Raw genomic sequence first — 7,461 nt, 5'->3', positions numbered from 1 at the left:
TTTTAGTATTTTAGTATTTTAGTATTTTAGTATTTTAGTATTTTAGTATTTTAGTATTTTAGTATTTTAGTATTTTAGTATTTTATTTTTTATTGGTTTTTCCCTGGTGTTGACTTTTACTCGAAAGATACGTGCTTTTAAAAACTCCGCTAAAAATTGAGTTTATAGGTCATTAGGTGTAATTACGGCGATACTTCCCATCCGTTATCAGCCTTTGTAAATTTGAATTCAGCTACGGTTTGCTTCTCGCCCATGAATGGTAGTGTTATATCGGTATTCACTTTGCAGAGGTATGTACCTTTGGCCTCTGATTCCTTACAGGAAACCTTGTCAGCTTTGTTCAGAGTCGTGAGCATGTTTTTGCTGTTCTCTCCGAAACGCTGCTTGGCTTGCTGGTTTGTGTGGTCAATGTTGTCCTGCATGGCTTTCTGGATCTCGGAAGAGGAAGGCTCGCTGTCGCAACCAGTGAGCAAAACTGACAAAGACAGGACTGCAACTGATAAAAATTTATTCATTTCTTAATCCCTTATTTGATAATGGTGATCATTGTGTTGCTGTGGATTTGTTGAGTGTCTGATCGAAAATTTCACACCACTGCTTCAACTGCATTTCTGTATCGCGGATCCCGTGTTCATGGTGGAACCGGCCTTTACGGGGGTGAAATTTTATCTGCCACTCCGGGCATTCAATGTCTTTCACCTGGATAAAGAATCCAGAGTTCTCGAAGTTTTTAAGGCGGGTAAGGTTGTTATGGCCTTTACTCCCCAGCATGCCAACCATATCGAGGGCTACGATTTCACCTCCATTAGCGAGGTGGTATCTCCAGCCTTTAACGTCACTAAACTTATAGGCTTTCTTACGCCTGCCACTCTCCAGAGTTAACAACTCCCGATTTGTATCAATGGTCATTTTGCTGCCCTGGAATTCATGGCTCCACAGACCGTTGTTATTCACGTTCAGCAAGTCGATAGTCGACGCGTTTGCTCTTTTATGTGTGTATGACACATATGCTGTCAGGAGTAAGAAGAAGGCAGGTAATGTCCACATGAACAGGAACCCAGCTGTGTCTTTTGGATTTGTATCAGTCAGTATCCAGACAATCACCAATACAACAATCCAGAATCGGATTGAACGAAAGAACGAAGGTTTACGTACTTTCTGACTATTCAAAGCCGCTGTACCCATTTTATATACCTTTGATGTTGTGTGGTTCATAACTAGCTGATTGGTAACTGCTTTTACTGGTTATTTTTGAACGAGTTCAAAACTTAAGCAAATCACTTGTACCGATCGATGATCCTGTTTTGATAGTTAATGGCTATCATATATCATTTATCGATCTGTAAAAACGATCAATTGTTTGTGCAAATAAGAACTTAGGCTGGAAAATTGCGTTGAGGCAGGACGTTATCGAAAGGGTACTGCTGCGCGCTCAGTCAGAGTTTGGCTGCTGCCTGGTGGCTCAGATAACGTAGGTTCAGCTGAGCGGACTGTATGAACTGTCGAAAATGAGGATTTTTGGTGGAGAAACGTCTTACCTGCCTTTTTGAGCAGGTCAGTGAAAGCGGCCAGGTAAGGAATGCTCAGTAGCCACTTCAATACCCTTGTCATGAAGTAGTCAGTACTGCTGGTTTGCTCGCTTGGCAAATGCGTAATGTTGAAGGGGGGTTGCGCTTCGGTTGCTTCCGTTCTTTGTTCATGTACTAGAGATTCTGCAATTACTTGTGTCTCTAAAGGTGCGGGTGAGGGCTGTGAAGCCACCTCTACGATCACAGGAATATCAGATTTACTCGCCTCATTACCACTTGAAGCCAAAGTTTTCAAAGCAAACAGCAGGGTATTGTCACGTTCAGGTTCGTAGTGAAGCCTTTCCTGAAGGTTGACCCATGAGTACGTCTTCCCTAGCTGGGAAGCTTTGAAAGCTATATCGGAGTATTCGAATGAGAAACCATTCATGCGGCCAGAAGTGGCAATATTCGGAACGGGCGTTATGCCGTGCTCGCCAAGTGCTTCAACGAAGCTCGGAATGTCATTGTGAGTACTAAGGATCGTGTCTATTGCGTTCTGCAGGAATGTCTTGGGCGTTGGCTGACCTTCACGCTTCTCCTTCTGTTGCTCGCCACGTGATAGCTTCTTGCGCCTTCTGGCAGGGGAAGAGCTGTGTGAAGGAGAGGGGCCTTTTGTTCTGGTCAGTTCATGTGTTAGCTCCAGCTCCTGAATTATGCGTGTACTGGCAAGGTTTTCATTCCTGCCCAGGTAAAGCCTCCCACCAATCAGATCCACTCTGCTGGCAATGATATGAATGTGCTGGCCGGCCTCATCGTCATGCATGACATAGCAGCGTAGGTGCGTCTCACTGAACCCCATGCGATTCATGTAGTCGTCAGCAAACACAACCCACTGCTTCGCTGTTAGGGATTCACCTTGTGGCAGGCGAAGCGAGTTGTGCCACACCGGTTTCGCCACGTCAGTCCGAAGTGAAACAGAAGCGCTGAACTCAGCAATCAACTCAGCTGCTGAGTCCCCCAACATGTTCCCGCCGATAACAACCGGATCGGTTTTATGGTGCGTTCCAGGTTTCAATGCGTATAGGACAACACCTGCGAAGCTCTTACCTCGTTTGATCTTCTGCATGCCCTTCATCAGAGGGGATACTCCATAGATCAGCGGTAAGGAGGCGAGAGCGAAGTTCAGTGATCTGTCGCTTAACGGCGAACAGTTCAGTCTTGGTAAGAGGGTTACATGACTGCTTTGCGTTCAGGTGGCTAACAATCTCATTGAGCCTGTGATTTATCTCACCAAACATTTTCCATGCGCTTCGGTTGATTTCTGGGATAACAGGCACATGGTTTTTAAGCAGACACATGCGAAGCCATTCGCCTTTGGCGTGTTGCTTACGTTCATGATCTAAAGTATTAAGCTCTGAGTTATTTAGTCTAACGCTGACACAATGAATACGTAGATTTTCTGCAAGGGGAGGACGGTATAAATTATTCATAGGAACTCCTTTTCAAAATATGAGCATATTCCTTATGCCTAATCTATTTATAATCGATAGATAACTTATGTCAACGATGTGGGTTTTGACTTACCTTTTTCAACCGAAGGGCAGAAAAAGCAAGGCAACTCAGCTTCGCTGAGTTAGCCCTTGCTTCCATAATAGGTCAATTCGATATTGATATTGACATAGAAAAAATACCTGATATGAGTAATGGAGGTTGTTACAAAAGGAGGAAGGGATGAAAGCGAAACTTATTAAATGGTGGGGTGGTTTATCGAATGTAAAACAGGCAATTTTGGTTTCAATAATACCATTCTTATATTCAGCATATTGCATTATTAAAACCTTCAATTGACATTTCTGTTTTTTTTGAAGAAATAGATTGCGCAAATAATTTATTATTACTTGAATTCTCACTGGTAATTAAGTAGGTGTGGATTAATACGAAAAAAATTAGAGAGGCGAAGAAAAAGTTACGCCAGAAATTGCTGTGAATATTCATTTCATTAGACCACCGCTGAAATGAATAAAAGCAAAAGCCAACGCTGATAACTATCAAAAGCCAATGCTCACGAACATAATTCAATATCATTAAAATGTTTTTCATAAACATCCTTAAATATGTAAGGTTCAATGATTCAAAAGAAAGGCTAACATGTTTTATGATGATAGAACCAAGGGCTAAAAGTCAATAACAAAGTTAAATTAATTAACTATATGATTATTATGCTATTTTATTTGTATTGTTATCATTCCTTGCTATCACCTTGTTTTATTTAATAAGTTATGCTAATGTTTTTGTTGCTTTGTTGAGAATAATTTGATTTATTTCAGCAACTTAAGAATGGTTTTGATCAAATTATCCGCATTTGAAGGTATTAGCAAACAAAATTGGGGGTGCCTAAAAATTTGAATTACTTAAAATCTATCAAATGAAACTGTCCATTAGATTCTATATTTTAAATTGTAAGTGCTAGCAATTTTTTTCCTAAAGATAAATTTGGTTTTCTTAAAACAAAAAAATTTTCTTATGGCGAAAAGTGTAAAAATATTTAATTGATATTTGAGGATTGAAAATGAGTGTTTCTACTAGGCGGTATGTGATCTCGATAATTGCGCTTGTTATTATAGTACTTGTTTTTCGTTATGTACTAAAAATTAATGATTTTATTAATGCTCTGGTGGCTCTCACTATTGGCGCATACTTTGGTTTTATAACAGGGAGAGATAAGACTGAAATATTTTTTTATCATACCTCAAGGTTTAGATTTAATAGAAATATAAAAAAACAAATAAAAAAGTATGAAAAAGAAAAGGATTTTTTGGGGTTTACAAATGATATTAAATCTTTGTGTAAGAAGTACTTTAACAAAAAATGTTTGGACCGAAATTTCATAGCTTCTTCAAACGAAGATGAATGCTTAGCGCTAATGATTGCTTTGCAAATGGAAAAAGAACCATTCAATATTAGTAAAAACTTAGGGGCTGAATCTTTTCGAAACATTGCTCAGAAAGCAGCTAAGTCTAAAATGTATAGAGATATTTTACTTATAGAATCCCTTAAAGGGATAAAGTGTCAAGTTGGCAGTAATTTTTTTAACATGGATGATAAAGATTATTCTATCGGAGATCAATTAAAAAAGCATTCTGACCATTTTTTTTCTAATAAACTTCTGGATGCAGATCAGGATGATTTAATTGTATTTAGTACTACATCACAAATTTCTGCCGATATAATTAAAGTTATAACTCATCATCAAAGAAACATCGCAAAAGTTTCATTTTTCATTTGTAGTCCTTTTGTAAAAAAACATGAAGCAATTATTAATATGTGCTCAGAATATCAAAATCCTAAATTTACAACACCTGTTGGACAGTTTATTGAAAATAACGAGGGTGAGGTTAATAGTAAGCTCGATATTGTTAGGCGCGCGCTTAAAATAACAAGCTCGATAAAGAAAATTGTCAGTGCAACCGAAGAAAAGAGGATTAACCTTGATTTGTTTTTATTTAAAAAAGAGTATCCAGGAATAAAAGTTAAAATGATTGTTAAGCAGAAGTATATGCAACTTCAACCTGGCGTTTTATCATATGCTAACAATCTCTACAGATATGGAGTTGATAGTGACTCTGCCGAGCCATTTGGAATAGTTTTATCAAGTGTTAACTCGTTTAAAAATGATAAGTTTTTAATCGAACCTCTGCTTTTGGAAGTGTCTGATATTAATGATTTCGAACTAAAAGTAATTTCAGAATTATGCCTGTGGTTGCTTGAAAATGGCATAACATCTGAAGACATTAATAGTTATCAAGAAAAGCTAAATAGTAGTATAGATGACGAAAAATCTAACCATTGGCTCAAGTTGATAGCGTTTAGCTTAGAAAAATCAAGGCGGTTCGTGGTTGGGAATGTATCTGTTTTTAATCGGTTGATTGAAGATTCTTTAGAAAAGAAAGACGATGAAACTAACTCTAAAGACATATTTTCTGGACAGAAAAATAGAGGTGGAATCTATCATATTACTGTTGCAGTTCTGTTTAAAGATAATGATGAATATTTAATAATTAAGAAATCAGATCCTGCATATGATGAAAAATATAGCATTGTTGCAGGGCATTTAGATAACAATGAAAGTGCGAATCAGGCTGTAGTAAGAGAAGTTAAAGAAGAGCTTAATATATCGCTTAAAACGACAAACTTAGTCACTATAGAAAAGGGAGTTCCTGATAAATGCAGGTATGGTGCCGAGAATCATGATTGGTATGTATTTTCATCTGAAGAAATAAAAAAAGACAGTGAGATTCTTTATGATAAATCTGAGATAGATAGCATAGAGTGGATGAGTAAAGAAAAAATAAAAAATAATAAAGAGAATCTAACTCAAGGCGCTTATTTGATATTTGAGAGAATGGGGTTTTTTAATGACTAACATAGTAATTCGCCTTCCCGGCGGCGGAAGAATAAGAAAGCGAGATGAAAAACAAGATATTGAATGGTGGGGATATAGGAACTACTTTATTGATACTGATTTTTATAATGATTTGGAGAAGTTAATAAGTAAAAATAAAAACTTTAATTTTTATTTTATATCAGGTGGAGTCGGTGCTTTTATATATACAAATCTTTGTGATTCATTGGAGTTACACAAAGATTTAAGAGATGAGGTTGGTTGTACTATTGTGAGTGTAATGCACAAAATTTTAATTGAAAACTTAAAAAATAGTGCAGTTAGAATATATCCAGAAGAAATAAGTTTTGATGATATTAATGTGGTTGAAAGCAGAGGTTTTAATTCATTTTTTGTTATGCCTGAAAAACGTTTTCTCTCAACTGACAGTTTAGCAGCTAATGTTGGTCAAATCGTTTCTGCAAAAATGATAATTTATATTAAAGAAGGTGCGCCCTTATTTCATGTTGGTTTTGATGAGGCCACAGTAGTAAATGCTTGGGAAATTGATGATATTAGAAGGAGAGCAAAAGGAGTTCAAGGTAACTATATATTAGATTCTGATGCTTTGGGGGTTATTGAGAATCTAATTACAAAAAACAAAACTCGAACTTTAATTTTAAGTCCAGGTCAATTAAAGGAAATAAATATGGAAGATGATAATTTTGGTTTAGGCCAAATGACTTCTTTTACTGAGGTGATTAAATGATATTATCAAATAACGATATAGTTAATTTTATTGATGACAGAAAATTAATAATTGAAAACTTTAATAAAGAGTGTATGAGACCATCCAGTTATTTATTGAGGATTGGTTCAAAACTATTGAAAATGAAAGATGGAACAGAGCTGATCGATACGAAAAAAGATGACACTTTTAAGTTTTTCGAAGAGGTATTAATAAGTGATGATGGTGTCATTATAAACCCAGGAGATTTCATTTTAGCTTCTAGTGTAGAAAAATTATCATTCGATGAATCGATCTGTGGGGACTTGTTTCAGCTTTCATGTTATGCCCGAATTGGACTTCAACTTAATTTTAGCTCTTGTCATATTGCAGCTACTTTTGGGATTGATAAGCCTTCATCAATCACTTTTGAAATAACTAATTTTTCAAATAGGCCTATAAAAGTCTATCCTAATGTTAAATTTTGTCATCTTCGCGTTCACGAGCAAAAATCTTCTTCTTCTATAAGATACAGAGGTATCTACTCGGGCAAAGACGAGGCTAGACCTTCTGATTTTAATAAAAAGCCTGCGAAATAACCAACTCGCACTTTAACTTCATCATTTATAGCCAAGTTTCTGCAACTTGGCTCCTTAATCTATTATGTGAAAATGGTTAGGCTTAGTGTTTTCTAAAATACTTGAATGCAGAGGTTTTCCAGAAAAAATCAGATCTTGTATAAGCAAAGTACAGGTTATTTTAATGGAAGTTTAGGTGTTGCCTGAATAGAGGAACGGTCTTTTAAATGTCAGGTCTTAAGGTGTAATACTATACGAGTAAATTAA

The 7,461-nt window shown here is 36.5% G+C and carries 7 protein-coding genes; 3 read left to right on the top strand and 4 right to left on the bottom strand.

Translation table 11 applies throughout. The features are described 5' to 3' along the window. Positions 1-182: 182 nt before the first annotated feature. The 4 genes from KUE00_RS03255 to KUE00_RS03240 form a co-directional block, all read right to left on the bottom strand. A complete protein-coding gene (locus tag KUE00_RS03255; protein ID WP_246758046.1) occupies positions 183-515 on the bottom strand; it encodes a hypothetical protein in 333 nt (110 codons plus the stop codon). Positions 516-543: 28 nt separating this feature from the next. Then, the gene (locus KUE00_RS03250) at positions 544-1,185 is read right to left on the bottom strand and encodes a DUF4755 domain-containing protein (protein ID WP_246758045.1); all 642 of its coding nucleotides are present in this window, start codon (positions 1,183-1,185) and stop codon (positions 544-546) included. Positions 1,186-1,407: 222 nt separating this feature from the next. Then, positions 1,408-2,643, bottom strand: a complete 1,236-nt coding sequence (locus KUE00_RS03245; protein ID WP_246758044.1) for a relaxase/mobilization nuclease domain-containing protein — start codon at positions 2,641-2,643, stop codon at positions 1,408-1,410. Then, positions 2,612-2,998, bottom strand: a complete 387-nt coding sequence (locus KUE00_RS03240; RefSeq protein WP_246758043.1) for a hypothetical protein — start codon at positions 2,996-2,998, stop codon at positions 2,612-2,614. The genes KUE00_RS03245 and KUE00_RS03240 overlap by 32 nt, the downstream gene beginning before the upstream one ends. Before the next feature lie 1,079 nt (positions 2,999-4,077). On the opposite strand from KUE00_RS03240, the gene KUE00_RS03235 reads away from it, so the two are divergent. Genes KUE00_RS03235 through KUE00_RS03225 form a run of 3 tightly spaced genes read left to right on the top strand, consistent with a single transcriptional unit; the run spans position 4,078 to position 7,215 of the window. After that, complete coding sequence (locus KUE00_RS03235; protein ID WP_246758042.1) at positions 4,078-5,931, top strand: NUDIX hydrolase; 1,854 nt, start codon at positions 4,078-4,080, stop codon at positions 5,929-5,931. Further along, positions 5,924-6,658 carry a hypothetical protein gene (locus KUE00_RS03230; RefSeq protein ID WP_246758041.1) on the top strand — a complete coding sequence of 245 codons (735 nt, stop codon included), beginning with the start codon at positions 5,924-5,926 and terminating at the stop codon, positions 6,656-6,658. Before KUE00_RS03235 ends, KUE00_RS03230 begins: the two co-directional genes overlap by 8 nt. Then, positions 6,655-7,215 carry a dCTP deaminase gene (locus tag KUE00_RS03225; RefSeq protein ID WP_246758040.1) on the top strand — a complete coding sequence of 187 codons (561 nt, stop codon included), beginning with the start codon at positions 6,655-6,657 and terminating at the stop codon, positions 7,213-7,215. Before KUE00_RS03230 ends, KUE00_RS03225 begins: the two co-directional genes overlap by 4 nt. Positions 7,216-7,461: the final 246 nt, after the last annotated feature.

The organism is Erwinia phyllosphaerae (genome assembly GCF_019132875.1).
In the GTDB taxonomy this organism is placed as follows: domain Bacteria; phylum Pseudomonadota; class Gammaproteobacteria; order Enterobacterales; family Enterobacteriaceae; genus Erwinia; species Erwinia phyllosphaerae.
This window is presented reverse-complemented; position numbering and strand designations above follow the sequence as displayed.